At 72.1% G+C, this 17,331-nt stretch carries 14 protein-coding genes and 1 riboswitch; of the genes, 9 read left to right on the top strand and 5 right to left on the bottom strand.

Features of this window, described 5'->3' with window-relative positions:
* Positions 1-261: 261 nt before the first annotated feature.
* Genes ACZ6QQ_RS27710 through ACZ6QQ_RS27720 form a run of 3 tightly spaced genes read left to right on the top strand, consistent with a single transcriptional unit; the run spans position 262 to position 3,523 of the window.
* On the top strand, positions 262-1,347 hold the full coding sequence (locus ACZ6QQ_RS27710; protein WP_465880266.1) for a Bug family tripartite tricarboxylate transporter substrate binding protein: 1,086 nt from the start codon (positions 262-264) through the stop codon (positions 1,345-1,347).
* 32 nt (positions 1,348-1,379) lie between these two features.
* Entirely contained in the window at positions 1,380-1,976 is a 597-nt protein-coding gene (locus ACZ6QQ_RS27715) for a tripartite tricarboxylate transporter TctB family protein (protein ID WP_465880268.1), read from the top strand.
* Positions 1,973-3,523, top strand: coding sequence for a tripartite tricarboxylate transporter permease (locus ACZ6QQ_RS27720; RefSeq protein WP_465880269.1), 1,551 nt, complete (start codon positions 1,973-1,975; stop codon positions 3,521-3,523). Before ACZ6QQ_RS27715 ends, ACZ6QQ_RS27720 begins: the two co-directional genes overlap by 4 nt.
* A gap of 11 nt (positions 3,524-3,534) precedes the next feature.
* Here the strand turns inward: ACZ6QQ_RS27720 and ACZ6QQ_RS27725 are convergent, their stop codons facing one another.
* Both ACZ6QQ_RS27725 and ACZ6QQ_RS27730 read right to left on the bottom strand, forming a co-directional pair.
* On the bottom strand, positions 3,535-4,212 hold the full coding sequence (locus ACZ6QQ_RS27725; RefSeq protein WP_465880270.1) for a response regulator: 678 nt from the start codon (positions 4,210-4,212) through the stop codon (positions 3,535-3,537).
* Positions 4,213-4,243: 31 nt separating this feature from the next.
* Positions 4,244-5,803, bottom strand: coding sequence for a sensor histidine kinase (locus ACZ6QQ_RS27730; RefSeq protein WP_465880271.1), 1,560 nt, complete (start codon positions 5,801-5,803; stop codon positions 4,244-4,246).
* A gap of 262 nt (positions 5,804-6,065) precedes the next feature.
* Between ACZ6QQ_RS27730 and ACZ6QQ_RS27735 the strand changes: the two genes are divergently transcribed.
* Positions 6,066-7,049: a tripartite tricarboxylate transporter substrate binding protein gene (locus tag ACZ6QQ_RS27735; RefSeq protein WP_465880272.1), complete on the top strand. Its 984-nt coding sequence runs from the start codon at positions 6,066-6,068 to the stop codon at positions 7,047-7,049.
* Between the two features lie 29 nt (positions 7,050-7,078).
* Here ACZ6QQ_RS27735 and ACZ6QQ_RS27740 read toward each other — a convergent pair whose 3' ends face one another.
* Positions 7,079-8,347: a low temperature requirement protein A gene (locus tag ACZ6QQ_RS27740; protein WP_465880273.1), complete on the bottom strand. Its 1,269-nt coding sequence runs from the start codon at positions 8,345-8,347 to the stop codon at positions 7,079-7,081.
* Positions 8,348-8,469: 122 nt separating this feature from the next.
* A riboswitch (cobalamin riboswitch) is annotated at positions 8,470-8,681 on the top strand.
* Between the two features lie 30 nt (positions 8,682-8,711).
* Here ACZ6QQ_RS27740 and ACZ6QQ_RS27745 point away from each other — a divergent pair.
* From ACZ6QQ_RS27745 to ACZ6QQ_RS27760, 4 genes are all read left to right on the top strand, one after another.
* Complete coding sequence (locus ACZ6QQ_RS27745; protein ID WP_465880275.1) at positions 8,712-9,743, top strand: ABC transporter substrate-binding protein; 1,032 nt, start codon at positions 8,712-8,714, stop codon at positions 9,741-9,743.
* 2 nt (positions 9,744-9,745) lie between these two features.
* Positions 9,746-10,822: a FecCD family ABC transporter permease gene (locus ACZ6QQ_RS27750; RefSeq protein ID WP_465880276.1), complete on the top strand. Its 1,077-nt coding sequence runs from the start codon at positions 9,746-9,748 to the stop codon at positions 10,820-10,822.
* On the top strand, positions 10,822-11,589 hold the full coding sequence (locus ACZ6QQ_RS27755) for an ABC transporter ATP-binding protein (RefSeq protein WP_465880277.1): 768 nt from the start codon (positions 10,822-10,824) through the stop codon (positions 11,587-11,589). The genes ACZ6QQ_RS27750 and ACZ6QQ_RS27755 overlap by 1 nt, the downstream gene beginning before the upstream one ends.
* Before the next feature lie 232 nt (positions 11,590-11,821).
* Positions 11,822-12,955, top strand: a complete 1,134-nt coding sequence (locus tag ACZ6QQ_RS27760; protein WP_465880278.1) for a CaiB/BaiF CoA transferase family protein — start codon at positions 11,822-11,824, stop codon at positions 12,953-12,955.
* Between the two features lie 72 nt (positions 12,956-13,027).
* On the opposite strand, the gene ACZ6QQ_RS27765 is transcribed toward ACZ6QQ_RS27760, so the two are convergent.
* Positions 13,028-13,891, bottom strand: coding sequence for a PhzF family phenazine biosynthesis isomerase (locus ACZ6QQ_RS27765; protein ID WP_465880279.1), 864 nt, complete (start codon positions 13,889-13,891; stop codon positions 13,028-13,030).
* Positions 13,892-14,349: 458 nt separating this feature from the next.
* Between ACZ6QQ_RS27765 and ACZ6QQ_RS27770 the strand changes: the two genes are divergently transcribed.
* Positions 14,350-15,066 carry a DUF981 family protein gene (locus tag ACZ6QQ_RS27770; RefSeq protein WP_465880281.1) on the top strand — a complete coding sequence of 239 codons (717 nt, stop codon included), beginning with the start codon at positions 14,350-14,352 and terminating at the stop codon, positions 15,064-15,066.
* Between the two features lie 92 nt (positions 15,067-15,158).
* On the opposite strand, the gene ACZ6QQ_RS27775 is transcribed toward ACZ6QQ_RS27770, so the two are convergent.
* Positions 15,159-17,273 (bottom strand): MMPL family transporter, encoded by a 2,115-nt coding sequence (locus ACZ6QQ_RS27775; RefSeq protein WP_465880282.1) that lies wholly within the window; start codon positions 17,271-17,273, stop codon positions 15,159-15,161.
* Between the last annotated feature and the right edge of the window lie 58 nt (positions 17,274-17,331).

Here is a 17,331-nt window from a genome sequence, read left to right on the forward strand (position 1 = left end):
AGGGGCAATCCACCCGTGTGGGCGGCCGCCCCCATCTCGCCGGGCAACCCGCCGCCCCCAAAAAAACCCCCCCCCCCCCCCCCCCCCCCTCCCCCCCCCCCCCCCCCCCCCCCCCCCCCACCACCCGCGTTTCACGACCACAAAGACCACAACGAACTCCGCGACCGCAACCGTGACCGGAGTCACTCGGACCGGAAGCATCTACGCAACCCAGTGGAAACGCTGCGGCAACAGATGACGATCCCGGCCGAGGAGACAGCGATGACAGACGTTCGAGGCACGGCGGGCCGACGATCCCGCGGCGGCCCGCACTCACCCGGCCGGGGACCGGCGGTCCGGCGCCGGGCCGCCGCGCTGGTGTGCGTACCGCTGCTGGCGCTCGCGGCCGGCGGCTGCGCCAAGGACGGCGACGACGCCGGCTCCGACGCGGCGGCGGTCAAGTACCCCACCACCACCCTGGAGCTGATGGCACCGGCCGCCCCCGGCGGTGGTTGGGACAGCACCGCCCGGTCGTTGCAGAAGGCGCTGACCGACAGCAAGCTGGTCACCGAGTCGGTCGAGGTCTACAACGTGCCCGGCGCCGGTGGCACGCTCGGCCTCTCCCAGCTCGTCACCAAGAACAAGGGCGACGCCCACCAGCTCATGGTCACCGGCCTGGTGATGATCGGCGGCGTGGTGACGAACAAGTCCCCGGTCAAGCTGAGCCAGGTCACCCCGATCGCCACGCTCACCGCCGAGCAGGAGGTGATCGTCGTCCCGGCCGCCTCGAAGTACACCACCCTCCAGGAACTCATGGCCGATGCCAAGTCGAACCCCACCTCGATCAACTGGGGCGGCGGCTCGGCCGGCGGCACCGACCAGATCCTGGTCGGCCTGCTCGCCAAGGCGGCCGGCGCGGACCCGAAGGCGATGAAGTACATCGCCTACTCCGGCGGCGGCGAGTCCAAGGCGGCACTGCTCTCCGGTGACCTGACCGCGGCCGTCTCCGGCGCGAGCGAGTACTCCGACCTGGTCGCGTCCGGCAAGCTGCGCGCCCTGGCGGTCTCCGGTCCGACCGGCATCGACGTCGGCGCCGGCAAGCCGACCCCGACGATCAAGGAATCCGGGTACGACGTCGAGCTGATGAACTGGCGCGGAGTGGTCGCGCCGCCCGGGATCAAGGCCGGCGAGCGGGCCGCCATCATCAAGCTGATCGACGACCTGCACTCCTCCGCGCAGTGGAAGCAGACCCTCACCGACCAGAAGTGGGAAGACTTCTACCGCAGCGGGGACGAGGCCAAGGCCTACTTCGAGAGCGAGAACGACCGGATCACCACGGTCCTCAGCGAGATCGGCCTGGCGCGTTAATGGCTCTGCCGACAACTGACGCACAGGGGAGGGTGGACCCGCGGGTCGCCCTCCCCCGGGCGCCGTGGGGGCCCCGGATCCTCGGCGCCGTACTGCTCGCGGTCGGGCTGTTCCTCTGCTGGACCGCGTACGACTCGGCCGAGGGTGACTTCTCGGCGCACGGACCGTGGCTGGCGCCGCTGGTGGTGACCGCCGGCTGGGTGGTTCTCTCCGCCTGGTACCTGGTCAGCCAGTTCGTCCGCCGCCCCGCCGATCCGAGCGCCGCCATCGCGGCCGAGGAGCCCTCGGCCGGTGCCGCGCCGGTCAAGGAGACGCCGGTCAAGGAGGCTCCGGACGGGGTGGAACCGGTCGACGAGACGGAACTGGTCGACGAGACGGAGGCGGCCGGGCCGGTGCAGTGGCTCACCCCGGTCCTGCTGAGCGTGGCCCTGCTCGGGTACGTGCTCCTGCTCGACCCGGTTGGCTTCGTACTCGCCTCGGCGGTCTTCTTCGTCGCCGCCGCCCGGATCCTCGGCAGTCACCACTCGATCCGGGACGTGCTGGTGGCGGTGCCGCTGGTCGTCGCCGTCTATCTCGGCTTCACCCAACTGCTAGAGATCTCGTTGCCGGCCGGAGTGTTGCCGCTGTGAACGTATTCGGAGACCTGATCGGCGGCTTCGGCACCGTGCTGGAGCCGCAGTACCTGCTGTACGCCGCGATCGGGGTCACCCTCGGCACCTTCGTCGGCGTACTGCCCGGCATCGGGCCGGCGCTGACCATCGCCCTGCTGCTGCCGGTGACCTTCAACCTGGACGACCCGATCGGCACGTTCATCATGTTCGCCGGGATCTACTACGGCGCCATGTACGGCGGCTCGACCACCAGCATCCTGCTGAACACCCCGGGTGAGTCCGCCTCGGTGGCCACCGCCATCGAGGGTTACCAGATGGCCCGGCGAGGCAGAGCCCGCGCCGCCCTGGCGACGGCGGCGATCGGCTCGTTCGTCGCCGGGACCATCTCCACCCTGCTGCTCACCCTCTTCGCCCGGCCGGTGGCCGCGCTGGCGGTCGAGTTCCGGGCGGCGGACTACTTCGCGCTGGCGCTGCTGGCCATGGTCGCGGTCACCGCACTGGTCGGCAGGTCCCTGGTACGCGGACTGCTCTCGCTCAGCCTGGGGCTGTTCCTCGGGCTGGTCGGCCTCGACGGGCTGACCGGCCAGGCCCGGTTCAGCTTCGGCACCCTGGAACTGCTCGACGGGATCGACGTCGTGGTGATCATCGTCGGGCTCTTCGCCATCGGCGAGACGCTCTACGTGGCCAGCCGGCTGCGGCAGCTACCCGAGCACGTCACCCCGCTCGAACCGGGCCGGGGCGGCTTCGGCTGGCTCAGCCGGTCGGACTGGTCCCGGTCCTGGCGCCCCTGGTTGCGCGGGACGGCGGTCGGCTTCCCGTTCGGCGCGCTGCCGGCCGGGGGCGCCGACATCCCCACCTTCCTGTCCTACACCTTCGAGAAGTACCGCTCGAAGAACAAGGCGGAGTTCGGCAAGGGGGCGATCGAGGGGGTCGCCGGTCCGGAGGCGGCGAACAACGCGGCCTTCTCCGGCGTACTCGTGCCGCTGTTGACCCTGGGTATTCCGACCTCGGCCACGGCGGCGGTGATGCTGGCCGCGTTCCAGATCTTCAACCTGCAACCCGGCCCGCAGCTGTTCGACAAGTCACCGGAGCTGGTCTGGGCGCTGATCGCCTCGCTCTACGTCGGCAACGTGCTGCTGCTGGCGCTGAACCTGCCCCTGATCCGGCTCTGGGTGAAGGTGCTCCAGATCCCCCGCCCGGTCCTGTACGCCGGCATCCTGGTCTTCGCCACCCTCGGCGTGTACGCCGCGTCGAACGACATCACCCAGGTGCTGATCGCGTACGGGATCGGGGTGATCGGGTTCTTCATGCGGCACTACGACTTCCCGATCGCACCGGTCATCCTCGGCGCCATCCTCGGCCCGATGATGGAGTTGCAGTTCCGGCGCACGCTGGTGCTCAGCAACGGGGACCTGAGCGTCTTCGTCACCCGACCGCTGACCGCCGTGCTGCTGTCGCTGGTGGTGCTGGCGGTGGTGGTGCCGTACCTGCCGAGGATCATCGCGCGGATGCGCGGGCGGTCGGCGGCGTCGGTGCAGCGGCTCGCCTTCGGCGAGGACGACTGACCGCACCTGCCTCAGGCTCCGCCGGTCCACCGGTAACGACGTTCCGGTCGGCCGGCGGAGCCGTACCGCAGGCTCACTCCGGCCTTGCCGGCACCGACGAAATGCTCCAGGTAGCGGCGGGTGCTGACCCGGGACAGGCCGACCCGGTCGGCACACTCGGTCGCCGACAGGTCGCCGCCGGCCGTCCGCAGCGCCTCGGCGACCAGGTCGGCGGTCGGCCGGGTCAGCCCCTTGGGCAGCTCGATCGGGGGTGCCGGGCGCAGCGCCAGGAAGAGCCGGTCGACGTCGTCCTGGGCCACCTCGCGGGAGCCGGCGAGGCCGTGGTGGGCGACCGCGTACCGCTCCAGCCGGTCGCGCAGCGCGTCGAAACTGAACGGCTTGATCAGGTAGTGCACGACGCCGCTGCGCAACGCGATCCGGATGGTGTTGACGTCGCGCGCCGCCGTCACCGCCAGGACGTCGACCACCGCGTCGCCCTCACGCAACCGGCGCAGCACCTCCAGCCCGGAGACGTCCGGCAGGTAGATGTCGAGCAGCACCAGGTCCGGCCGGAGCCGGTCGACCTCGGCGAGCGCCTCGGCACCGGTGTGCGCCACCCCGGCCACGGTGAAGCCCGGCACCCGGTCGACGAAGCCGCACTGCACCTTCGCCACCATGAAGTCGTCGTCGACGACCAGCACCCGGATCATGCCGGCACCCCGTCCACGCCCAGCGCCCGGATCATGCCGGCGCCCCGACGACCAGCGGCAGCCGGGCCACGAACGACGACCCGCTCACCCGCACGCTGCCGCCCCGGTGCTGACAGATCAGCCGGATCAGGGCGAGGCCGAGGCCGTGGTGGCCGAGGGACTCGTCCTTGGTGCTGTAACCCTGCCGGAACACCTCGTCGACCAGCTCCGGCGGTACGCCCGGACCGGAGTCGCTGACCGTCACGTGGACCTCGCCGTCGTGCACCCGTACCCCCGCCTCCACCCGGCCACCGGGCCCGATCGCGTCCAACGCGTTGTCGATCAGGTTGCCGATCACCGTGACCAGGTCACCGGCGAGCCGCTCGTCGACCACCGGCAGGTCCGAGTCGGCGGTGATCACCAACTGCACGCCCTGCTCGGCGGCGAGACTCGCCTTCGCGATCAGCAGCGCGGCCAGCGCGGGATCCCGGATCAGGCTGGTCACGTCCCGGTTGAGCGCCTCGTGCACCTGGCTGGCCCGGGTGATGTACCGGACCACCTCCTCGTGCTCGCCCAGCTCGACCAGCCCGGCGATGGTGTGCAGCCGGTTGCTGAACTCGTGCGCCTGGGCCCGCAGCGTGTCGGTGGTGTGCCGGCTGACGTCGAGCTCGCGGCGCAGCGCGGTCAGCTCGGTCCGGTCCCGCAGCGTGGTCACCGAGCCGACCCGGCGCCCCCGGACCAGCACCGGCCGGCGGTTGAGCACCAGCACCCGGTCGTCGCTGAGCACTATCTGGTCCACCCCGCTGACCCGCCCGGTGAGTACGTCGCGCAGCCGGGGTTCCATCGGCTGGGCGTGCAGCGACTGCCCGACCGGCGAGGCGGGCAGGCCGAGCAGGCGTACGGCCTCGTCGTTGACCAGGGTGACCCGGTCGGCGGCGTCGGTGCCGAGCACACCCTCCTTGATGCCGTGCAGCATCGCCTCCCGGTGCTCGACCAGGCCGGTGATCTCGTCCGGTTCCAGGCCCAGTGTCTGGCGCTTGACCCGGCGGGCCAGCAGCAGTGACCCGGCCACCCCGAGCGCCCCGCCGAGCAGCAGGTACGTGAGCAGGTTGGTGAACCCGGCGGCGAGCTGCTCGGGCAGGGTGGGGTAGACGTCGCCGACGACGATCAGGCCGAGGAAGGTGCCGTCCCGTTCGTCGAGGACCGGCACGTGCGCGACCAGCGCCTTGGAGCCGTCGTCGACCACACCGACCCAGGACCGGCCGGCGAGCCCGTCGCTGGTGCCGAGCACTGCGGGGGTGCCCGCGTCCGGGCCGGTGACGAGCTTGCCGGTGGCGTCGGCGATCAGCACGTACGAGGCACCGGAGACCGCTCGCGCGCTCTCCGCCACCGAGGCCAGTGCCTCCTGCCCGACCGGGTCGCCGAGCCCCAGCCGTACGGTCCGGTTGATCGCCGCGTTCTCCCCCACCGAGCGCAGCCGGGCGCCCTCCTCCCGGCGGAAAGCCGCGTCGGACTCGGCGATCGACACGGCCGCGACCGCGCCGACCACCAGCAGCACGATGCCGAGCTGGAGCAGCAGGAACTGACCGGCCAGGGACATCCGCTGACGCATCGCTCCTCCTCCGCCGGGGGTCGGCAGCCGCTCCTGCACCGGGGTCGGCATCCACCCGATGCCGGGTCGGGTACGCCGGACGGGGACGGGTGTGCTGGGAAGCGTCCGCCGCAGCGACGCCGACGTCAACCGCAAACTACCCGAGGCCGGGCTGGTGACAACCGGCCGCCGGACGAGCAGGATCGTCAGGTACCTCCACCGGGCGTCAGGTACCAGCACCGGACAGCCCCGAGGCGGGAGAAACCGGCAGAGGAGGAACGAAATGCGACGACTGACCCGCTCGGTCGCGATCGGCCTCGCCCTGCTGCTGGTCGGCGTACCGGGCTGCGGCGTCGGACGGCCCGGCGACAACCTGTCCGAGCTGCGGGTGCTGGTGCCGAACGCGCCGGGCAGCGGCTACGACGTGACCGCGCGGATCGCCGCCAAGGCGCTCGACGACGCCGGGATCGTCCGGGGCGTGGAGGTGTTCAACCTGCCCGGTGGCGGGGGCGTGGTCGGCCTGCGCCGGCTCGGTTACGAGCGCGGCAACGGCAGGCTGATGATGCTGATGGGACTCGGGGTGGTCGGCAGCCAGTACGCCGGGACCGCCCCGGTGACGCTCCAGGACACCACGCCGATCGCCCGGCTGATCGAGGAGCCGGCGATCGTGGTGGTGACGCGCGAGTCACCGTACCGGGATCTGGCCGAGCTGGTCGCGGCCTGGCGGGCGAACCCGGCCGCCGTACCGGTCGGCGGCGGGTCCTCGGCCGGCGGCCCGGACCACCTGGCCCCGATGCTGGTCGCGGACGCCGTCGGCATCCCGCCCCGACAGGTCTCCTACCAGCAGTACGACGGCGGCGGTGACCTGCTCGCGGCGATCCTGCACCACCAGGTCGCGTTCGGTGTCTCCGGCCTCAGCGAGTACGCCGACCAGATCAACTCCGGGCAGTTGCGGGTGCTCGCCGTCACCAGTGAGCACCGGATCCCCGGCATCCTCGCCCCGACCCTGCGTGAGGAGGGGGTCGACGTGCTGTTCAGCAACTGGCGGGGCATCGTCGCACCGCCCGGACTGGCGGCGCGGGACGTGGCGGCGATGCGGGACGCGGTCGCCCGGTTGCACGACTCGGCCCAGTGGCGCACCGCCCTGGAGCGGTACGGCTGGACCGACGCCTACCTCGACGGTGACTCGTTCGGCGACTTCCTGCGCACCGAGAACGACCGGCTCGACCACCTGCTCGGCGGGCTCGGCCTGACCGGTACGCGGTAGCGGGGCGCCGGGCAGCAGCGGCGGCGCGGTCAGTCGCTCACGATCGGCCCGTTGTCGGTGGTGTCGACCTCCCGCCCCGGCCCGATCCGCACCCCGGCACCCGAGCCGGCGTCGACCTCGGCTTTCACCTCGACTTCCTCGACGTCGGCTCCGTCCGGGCGGTACGGGCCGATGCCGGAGAACCGGCCCGCGCCGTGCCGACGCAGGATCTCCTGCTCCACCACGTTCACCACGATGATCACCCCGGCCAGGGTGACCAGCGCGGCCAAGGCGGGGATGAACGTGGCGACGGGAAAGAAGACCAGACAGGCACCGGCGGCGAGCAGCCGGCGCCAGGCCACGGTCCGGTGCAGCCGCCACTGGGTGTAGGCGAAGGTGCCCAGGAAGAGCGCGGATCCGCCGTAGAGCAGGGCGGCGTCGCCCATCCTCATTCCGGCCAGCGGTGACCGGACCACCTCGGCCAGACCTACCGAGACGACGATGATCCCGCAACTGAAGCCCAGGTGCGCGTAGAGCAGGATCGACCGGCGTACGTCGCTGTGCCCCTCGGACTGGACCACGGCGCGACGGAACGCCCAGAGACCGTGGATGAAGTAGGCCCACCAGAGCCCGCAGGCCAGCGCGTACGAGCCGGCGACGGCGATCATCCGGGGCCAGGTCAGCGGCAGGCTGGACGCGACCGCGCCGACCTGCACCACGGACTCGCCGAGGACGAGGATGAGCAGCAGCCCGTAGCGGTGGGTGTAGTGCACCGGCCGGACCCGGAACTTCGCCAGTTGCCGGCGCAGCACCAGCGGGCTGAAGATGTCGATCGCGGAGGCGATCCCCCACAGCACGATCCGGGTGTCGCCGTCCGCGATTCCGCCGATCAGCAGCAGCGGACCGGAAATGATCGCGCCGACCCCGTACGGGCCGATGAAGAAGCTCCGCCACTCCCGGAAGTTGTTGAGGGCGAACCCGGCGAGCAGCACCCGGATGATCAGGTAGCTGACGCCGTAGAGCAGGCCCCGGTCGTCGAAGGCGCCGGGGATGGCGAGGGCCAGGACGAGATTGCCGAAGCCGAGGGTGAAGATGACCACCCGGTCGCGGACGTTGCCGATGTCGCGCTGGTTGGCGTAGATCGTGACACCGACCCAGGCCCAGTACATCGAGATGAACAGGATGAGCGCCCGGGCCACGCCCAGCAGGTCGTGGTTGGCGAACAGTTCGGCGGTGATCTGGGTGACCGCGAAGACGAAGGCCAGGTCGAAGAAGAGTTCTTCCCAGGTCACCCCCTTGTCCGACTGCGGCTGCCGCACCGAATCAACATACCGATCACGGTGCGGCGCCGGAGCCGGAGCGACCAGATCACCGGAGCCGATCCAGGCTCGTCTACGCCGTGAGAATCGTCGCTGCGAATGGCGACGAACGGGCGCCGACGCTAGCGTGACGCTGCCGTGGTGCTCGGGAAGACCGGTGCGAAACCGGAGCGGCCCTCGCCACTGTGATCGGGAAGTCGTTGGTCTGGGCCCGGACGCCGACGCGCACCACGCGCGGCGACGGACCGGGCAACCACTGGGCAGCCGCCCGGGAAGGTTGACCGACGGCGTGTCACCCGTCAGCCAGGAGACCGGCCACGGCACCGAACAGACCCATCCACGAGGTGCTGGAGAGGTGGTCCCCATGCGTGTGCGCGCATCCCGACCGCAGTCCCGCCGACGCGTGCTCGCGCCGGCCATCGTCGCCCTGGTCGCCGGGGCGGCGCTCGCCGCCGGCTGCGGAGGCGGCGGCGACTCCCCGGGTACGGATGTCGCCGGGTCGGCGTCGACCGGGCCGGTGACCCTGAGGAACTGCGGATTCGACGTCACCGTCACCGCCGTACCGACCAAGGTCGTGACGATGAACCAGGCGGCCACCGAGATCATGCTCGCGCTCGGCCTGGGCGACCGGCTGATCGGTACGGCCTACCTGGACGACGCCATCCTGCCGGAGTACGCCGACGCGTACCGCGCCGTGCCGGTGCTGGCGAAGGAGTACCCGTCGAAGGAGAAGCTGCTGGAGGTCGGGCCGGACTTCGTCTACGGCTCGTTCGCCAGCGCCTTCGGCGAGGAGGGTGCCGGTGACCGGGGCGCCCTGCGGACCCTCGGGATCGGCAGTTACCTCTCCCCGGCCGGCTGCCCGGCGGACTCCAGGCCGGCGACGCTGACCGTCGACAACGTGTTCGACGAGATCCGCGAGGTCGCCACGATCTTCGGGGTGCCGGACCGGGCCACCGCCCTGGTCGATGCCCAGCGGGCCCGGATCTCGGCGGCCGCCGCGAAGCCGCGCGCCGGTGCCTCGGTCTTCTGGTGGGACGACGGTACGGACGCACCGAGCGCGGGTGCCTGCTGCGGCGCCCCCGGCATGATCATGTCAGCGGTGGGGGCCCGGAACGTCTTCGCCGACGTCACCGGCAGCTGGGGTGACATCAGCTGGGAGGCCGTCGTCGAGCGGAACCCGGACGTGATCGTGCTGATCGACGCCGAGTGGAGCCCGGCCGCGCAGAAGCAGGCCCACCTGGAGAAGAGTCCGACCCTGCGGGACCTGCCGGCGGTACGGGACAAGCGGTTCGTCACCATCCCCTTCTCCGCCACCTCCGCCGGGATCCGCAACGTCACCGCGATCGAGGGGCTGGCGAACGGGCTCGCCGCCGTGGCACCGCGTACCGGCGGCTGAGCGTGACCGCGTACCGGCGGCCCGACGTGACCGTCCCCGGTGCCGGCGGCGCCGGTCGGACCGGTGCCGCCGGTTACGCGGGGCTGCTGTTCGGTCTGACCGCCGCCCTGGTCCTGTCGACCGGGGTGGCGGTCACCATCGGACCGGCGGACCTGTCGCTGGGTACGGTCTGGTCGGTGATCGGGGACCACCTGGGGCTGGTCGGATCGGACGTGCCCCTGCTGCGGGACCACATCGTCTGGCAGCTTCGCCTGCCCCGGGTGCTCACCGCGGCGGTGGTCGGGGCCGGGCTCGCCGCCGTCGGCGCGGTGATGCAGACCCTGACCCGAAACTCGCTGGCCGACCCCTACCTGCTGGGTATCTCCTCCGGCGCGTCACTGGGCGCGGTGCTGGTGGTCGTCGCCGGGTTCGGCGCCGGAGTCTGGGCCGTCTCCACCGGGGCGTTCGTCGGCGCGATCGGGGCGTTCGCGATCGTGCTCGGGCTGGCCAGCCAACGTGCCCGGCTGGCACCGACCCGGATGATCCTCGCCGGGGTGGCGATCGGCCAGTTCTGCGCCGCGGTCACCTCGTTCGTCATCATCTGGCAGGCGGAGCCGCACGCCACCCAGGAGATCACGTTCTGGCTCTCCGGCTCGCTCGCCCGAGCCGCCTGGACCCCACTGGCGTACGGCTGCGCCGCCCTCGCGGTGACCCTGCTGCTCGTCCTGTGGCACGCCCGTACGCTCAACGCCTTCGCGTTCGGCGAGGACGCCGCCGCCACCCTCGGCGTCAACGTCACCGGGGTCCGCTGGTTGCTGCTGGTCTGCGCGGCCCTGCTCACCGGCACCCTGGTCGGCATCAGCGGGGCGATCGGTTTCGTCGGGCTGATCCTGCCGCACGCCGTGCGCTACTTCACCGGGCCGGACCACCGCCGCCTGCTGCCGGTGACGGTGCTGGTCGGCGCCGTCTTCCTGATCTGGGTCGACACCGCCGCCCGGACGCTGTTCGAACCACGGGAACTGCCGGTCGGGGTGCTCACCGCCCTGCTCGGGGTGCCCGCCTTCATCGTGCTGATGCGCCGCCGGGAGGTACGCGGCTGATGCTCACCGCCGCCGGGTTGAGTTGGTCGGTCAAGGGCACCCTGATCGTCGACGGGGTGTCGTGTGCGGTGCCGACCGGCACACTGGTCGGGCTGCTCGGGCCGAACGGCTCCGGGAAGACCACGCTGCTGCGCCTGATCGCCCGGCTCACCACCCCCGACCGGGGCCGGGTGCTGCTCGGCGGGGACGAGCTCACCGGGCTGGACCGGCGTGACCTGGCCCGGCGGCTGGCGCTGGTCGAGCAGCACGCCGACACCGACCTGGACCTGACCGTGCTGGACGTGGTCCTGCTCGGCCGTACCCCGCACCGGCGCTCGTGGTGGGGTGAGGGCGCCGCCGACCTGGCCGCCGCGTACGCCGCACTGGACCGGGTCGACCTGACCGGGTTCGCGGGGCGACGCTGGCACACCCTCTCCGGCGGCGAACGGCAGCGGGTGCAACTCGCCCGCGCGTTCACCCAGGAACCCGAGTTGCTGCTGCTGGACGAGCCGACCAACCACCTCGACATCGGCCACCAGTTGCAACTGCTGCACCTCGTACAACGGTCCGGCGTGACCACGCTGGCCGCGCTGCACGACCTCAACCTCGCCGCCATGTTCTGCGACACGCTGGTGGTGCTGCACAGGGGTCGGGTCGCCGCCGCCGGCCCGGTGGCCGAGGTCCTCACCCCGGACCTGCTCCGCGCGGTGTTCGCCGTGCACGCCGACGTCGGTTCGCACCCGACCACGGGTCGCCCGTGGCTGACCTTCCACCCGCCCGCCGACTGATCACCCGACCGGTGTCACCGGTCGACGCCCCCGACCGGTCGGCCGGTACGCCTATCGTGGCGGGATGCCCGAACCAGACCGGCCCGCCGACCCGCCAGACCGGCCCGCCGACCCGAGCGACGGTAGCCCGCACCACCCGGCGGGCCCTCCCGCCGACGGCCCGCCCGCTGGTGCGTCGGACGCTCGGAGCGGAGGTGGGTCGGGCGGCCCGGCCGGTGGTCCGCTCGATGGTGTGCGGGTGGTGGAGCTGGCCGGCATCGGGCCGGGCCCGTTCGCCGCGATGATGCTGGCCGACATGGGCGCGGACGTGATCCGGGTGGACCGGGCCGCCGAGGTGCACCCGGACCGGTTCGGCACCCCGCATCCCGACCTGCTCAACCGGGGCCGCCGCTCGATCGGACTCGACCTGAAGGCCGACGCCGCCCGGCGGCTCGTCCTCGACCTGGTCCGCGACGCCGACGTACTGGTGGAAGGGTTCCGGCCCGGGGTGACCGAACGACTCGGCCTCGGTCCGGTCGACTGTCACGGGGTCAACCCCCGGCTGGTCTACGGTCGGATGACCGGATGGGGGCAGGACGGCCCGCACGCCGGGTACGCCGGCCACGACCTCACCTATCTCGCGCCGACGGGGATCCTGCACGCCATCGGCCGGGCCGGCGAGCGCCCGGTGCCGCCGCTGAACCTGGTCGGCGACTTCGGCGGCGGCGGGATGATGCTCGCCTTCGGGGTGGTCTGCGCGCTGCTGGACGTACGCGCCGGAGGTGCCGGGCAGGTCGTCGACGCCGCCATCGTCGACGGCGCCACCCTGCTCTCCACCGCCCTGCACGGCCTGCGCGGGCTCGGCATGTGGCGACCCGAGCGGGGCGCCAACCTGCTCGACGGCGGGGCACCCTTCTACGACACGTACGAGTGTGCCGACGGCCGGTACGTCGCCGTCGCCGCCCTGGAGCCGCGTTTCTACGCCGAACTGGTCGCCCGTACGGGCTTCCGGCCGCCGTCCGGGGACGACGGGCCGGCCCGGTTCGATCCGGAGACCTGGCCGGTGGACCGGGCCGCCTGGGCGGAGCTGTTCCGCAGCCGGACCCGGGACGAGTGGGCCGCTCTCCTGGAGCGCAGCGACGCCTGTGTGGCCCCGGTGCTGGACTGGGACGAGGCGCCGGAGCATCCACACCTGGCGGCGCGCGGGGTCTTCGTCACCCATGCCGGCGCCGTCCAACCCGCGCCGGCACCCCGGTTCAGCCGTACCCCCGGCACGATCCGCCGGCCGCCGCCGCACCCCGGCGAACACACCGACGAGATCCTCACCGAACTGGGCCTCTCCCCCACCACCATCGCCCACCTCCGCACCACCGGCACCATCTCCTGACCACCCCATCCCAGGTCCTCGCCGATCTAGGGCAAATGGTGGCGATCAAAGATTGACAAGCCACCATCTGCCCTAGATCGCGGAAGGAGAGGGTGGGAGGGGGAGGGGGACGGCGGTGCCGGTGATGGCGATGCCGGAGGCGGGGGTGGCGGGGATGCCGACGGTGATGACGCTCGGGCGGCCGAGGTCGGCGCCCTGGTAGACGGTGACGATCGCCGGCGGGGTGACCAGGCCCAGCTCGCGTAGGTAACCGCCGAACGCGGCAGCGGCGGCACCGGTGGCCGGGTCCTCGACGACCCCGCCGGGCGGGAACGGGTTGCGGGCGTGGAACACCTCCGGCGACTCACGCCAGACCAGGTCGACGGTGGTCCAGTCGCGCCGGGCCATCAACCCGGCCAGCGCGGGCTGGTCGTAGTCCAGGTCGGTGAGTCGCCGCCGGGTCGCGGCCGCGATCACCGGGTGCCGGGCACCGGCGAAGGCGACCCGTGGCGGCAGCGTCGGGTCGAGGTCGGCCACGTCCCAGCGCAGGGCCGCGAGCAGCTCGGCGAGGTCGGCGGTCTCGATCGGATCGGTACGCGGCGCGACGCTGGTCAGCGTGGCGGTGGCCGTACCGTCCGGGGCGAGCGCGGTCGCCACCTCGACCAGACCGGCGCGGGTGGACAGGTGCATCCGCCCGGTGCCGTGCCGCTGGGCGTACGCGGCGGCGGTGGCGATGGTGGCGTGGCCGCAGAACGGCACCTCGGCCAGTGGGCTGAAGTAGCGGATGTCGAACCGTTCGTCGCCGCGAGGCAGCAGGAACGCCGTCTCGGAGTAGCCGACCTCGGCGGCCACCCGGAGCATCTCGTCGTCGTCGACGCCGGTCGCGTCGAGCACCACTCCGGCCGGGTTTCCGCCGCTCGGGTCGGCGCTGAAGGCGGCGTACCGCAGGATCTCCATGATCGCGACCCTACGCGCGGGGTACGGCGCCGGCCACGACCAATCGGCGGTCGCCGGCCCGGCGGCGGCGACCCGGGGTACCCGGCGTATCCGGGAAAGGATCCGCTGCTCACGGCGCCGAGGTGAGTGAGTCCGAGAATGCTTCATTTTCATTCATCGATCGCGCCGACACCGCACGCCACATTGTTGACAAACTTCACTATATCGGGGGCCGTCGGTGGTCACTCCCAACCGATACCGGCGGTCGCCGGACGACGACCGCGGGCAGGCTGATCACCGACCTCCAGACAAACCCCCCGAATCCCTCCTCTCCGTCGGCACCCATCGGCAGCCATGGTGACGCCCGCCCCCACGGCAGTTGGATCCCATCCGCGTCAGCCCTCCTTCCCTACCGCGACACGTTCGGTTCGGACGGCACCACGATGGCAGTTCTCGCCGCACGACTAAGGAGAGACACCATGCGGCTGATCCTCTTCAACACCCTGATGGGCGCTTGCGCCGGCATCGCACTGCTGCTCGTACCGCGCTTCTGGGCGGTGGTCCGGGGTGAACGGCCCCCGCTGCTGCTGTTGGGCAACCAGCCGGTCAGTCCGGCCGGGTGGGCGGCGACGTTCGGCATCCTCGGTGTGGTCCTCACCTCGCTCGGCTTCGTCACCACGATCTGGCATCCCTCCGCCCCGGCCAAGGACTACATAGACACGATCTTCGGTGAGCCGACCCTGCTGCTGGGGGTCATCCTGCTGGCCGCCGCCTGGTACCTGGGGCGGCGGCGCGACGACGAGGAACTGGACGTCACGGCGCTGCGTGCGGTGCTCACCCCGGTGAGCTGGGTGGTGTTCTGGCTCGGCATCATCCTGGTCTGGTGCACGCTGGCGATCATCCGGTTCAACGTGGTCGGCGCCGCTCCCCGCGAGGAACCGATCACCGGGCTGCTCAACGACTGGCCGGTGGTGGAGAACCTCTTCTTCGCCCTGCTGCTCTACGGCCCCGCCGCCATCGGCTGTCTGCTCTTCCCCGCCGCCGTACGCGGCAACGGCCGGCTCGCCTGGCTCACCCTCTACTGGTGCTGGACCATCGCCGGATTCGGGTTCGCCATGTTCAGCGCGATGAACTTCTACACCCACACCGGAATGCTGATCAACCTCGGTACGGACGGCGCCGACTACCGCTGGTGAACGGTGCCCGGTCGGCGTGAACGCTGACCGTCGCCCACGAGCGGTGATCCCGACCCGGCCGACGGCGGATCGGGATCACCGTACGGCGAGGGTCAGTGCTGCGCCGAGGCCCCGACCATCTCCCCCGCATGCTCTCCCGCCGGAGCGGGCGGGTCGTCGGTCACGCCGAACCGGTCGTGCAGCCGGCGCAGCGGGGACGGCGCCCACCAGTTCAGCCGGCCGAGCAGGGTCATCGTCGCCGGGACCAGCAGCATCCGGACCACGGTGGCGTCCAGCGCGATCGCCAGTACCAGGCCGAGCCCGATCGCCTTGATCGGCACGAAGCCGCCGAGGAGGAACCCGGCGAAGACCACGACCAGCAGCAACGCCGCCGAGGTGACGATCGCCCCGGTCTGTTGCAGCCCCTCGGCGACCGCCCGCGAAACGTCGGCGCCGGCCTGCCACCGCTCCCGGATCCGGGACAGCAGGAAGACCTCGTAGTCCACCGAGAGCCCGAACGCGATCGCACCGACGAGCACCGGGACGGTGAGGTTGGTGTTGCCCAGTTCCACGGCGCCGAACAGACCGACCAGGTGCCCCTGCTGGAACACCCAGACCACCACACCGAGCGCGGCACCGATGCTGAGCGCGCTGGTCAGCACGGCCTTGATTGGCAGCAGCACCGATCCGGTGAAGGCGAAGAGCAGGGCCAGGGTGGCGAGCACGACCAGGGTGATCGCCCAGGGCAGGCGCTCACCGAGCATCGCCCGGTAGTCCACCAGGCGGGCGGCGTCACCGGTGACTGCCACCTCGAACGGCGCCGGCAGGGCCCGGATCGCCTCGACCGAGCGGCCGGCGGCCGGTTCGGCCGGCCAGGCGTCCGGCGTGGCCCGGAGCACGGTCAGTGTCGGCCCGGCGGGCACCACCTCGACGCCGGTGATGCCGGGTACGGCCGCGACCCCGTCCCGGAACCGGGCCAGTTCGGGGCCCTCGGCCGGGGCGGCGGCGACCACGATGATGTCGGCCGGGCCGGTTCGGGCCGGGAAGTGCAGCACGGACGCGTCCCAGAGCTGCCGGGTCTGGGTGCTCGACGGCAGCAGCCGTGGGTCCCCGTTGGACAGTCGCAGGTCCAGCACCGGCAGCGCCAGGGTCACCAGCACGCCGACGGTGGCGACCAGGGTCAGCACCGGCCGGCGCCGTACGGTCCCGGCCAACCGGGCGAACAGTCCACCGCCGGCCGGCCGCTTCGCCGGGGAGATCCGGTGCCCGAACAGCGCCAGCAGGGCCGGCAGCAGGGTGAGCGCGGCGAGCATGTCGACCGCGACGACGGCCGCCCCGGCCAGTCCGATGGACCGCAGGAACGGATCGGGGAAGACCAGCAGGCCGGCCAGGGCCACCGCCACGGTCAGACCGGCGAACAGCACCGTACGGCCGGCGCTCGCGGCGGTGCGTTCGATGGCCGTACGCACGTCCGGTGTCCGGGTGCGTTCCTCCCTGAAGCGGCTGACCAGCAGCAGCGCGTAGTCGACGGCCAGGCCGACGGAGAGCATCGTGGTGACCTGGATGGCGTAGACGGAGACGTCGGTGAACCGGCTGAACCCGAACAGGATGGCGAAGGTCGCGCCGACCCCGACCACCGCGACCAGCAGCGGCAGCCCGGCGGCGATCAGCCCGCCGAAGATGAGCAGCAGCAGGATCAGGACCACCGGCGTACTGAACATCTCGGCGCGGGCGACGTCCCGTTGCGCCTGTCCGCTGAACTCGGTCGCGGTCAGCGGCCCGCCGGCCACCACCACCGCCGGGGCGTCGATCCGGTGCAGCCGCTCGGCGGCGGCCTCGGCGACCACCGTCTCGTCGGCACCGGGGCGCAGCGTGATGCCGATCAGGAGCGCGTTGCCGGTGGTGGTCGACGCGACCGGTTCGGACACCCCGGCGATGCCCGGCATGGCCCGTACGTCGGTGACGGCGGCGGCGACGCTGGCCCGTACGGCGGGATCGTCGGCGGGGCGGCCGGAGACGATCGCGGTCAGCGCGGTGGGTTCGGGTGGCGCCTCGGCCAGCTGTTGCCGGGCCAGGTCGGACTCGCTGCCGGGGACCGAACCGGCGTCGCTGACCAGCCGGTCGAACACGCCCAGGCCGACCCCGAAGCCGAGCACCACGGCGACGAGCCAGCCGACGAGGACAACGACGGGTCGCCGGACGGCGAACCCGGTGATGGTGGACAGCACGGCGGCCTCCCGGCGCAGGTGGGTGTCGAGGACTGCCCCGAATACTCGGCGCCGGACC

The organism is Micromonospora sp. NPDC049529, from assembly GCF_055586685.1.